Genomic DNA, 245 nt, shown 5'->3' on the forward strand with positions numbered 1-245 from the left:
TTCGACGACACATTCCTGACCATCCTGCGCAACAGCATCGCCGATTCGGCGAAGAAGGACGGCGCGACGGTGCAGATCGAGGACGGCGGCAACGACGTCGGCAAGCAGTTGAGCCAGGTCCAGAACATGATCGCGCAGAAGGTCGACGCGATCATCGTGAACGCGGTCGATACCGATGCGACGCCGAAGATCACGAAGATGGTGACCGCCGCGAAGATCCCGCTCGTCTACGTGAACCGCAAGCC

The 245-nt window shown here is 61.2% G+C and carries 1 protein-coding gene; it reads left to right on the top strand.

The window, feature by feature from the left end; genetic code table 11:
- Nucleotides 1-245: substrate-binding domain-containing protein (locus AAEY83_RS17740; RefSeq protein WP_351061309.1), on the top strand; the 245-nt coding region annotated here is incomplete at both ends.

Source organism: Psychrobacter sp. TB20-MNA-CIBAN-0197 (genome assembly GCF_040309765.1).
In the GTDB taxonomy this organism is placed as follows: domain Bacteria; phylum Pseudomonadota; class Gammaproteobacteria; order Pseudomonadales; family Moraxellaceae; genus Psychrobacter; species Psychrobacter submarinus.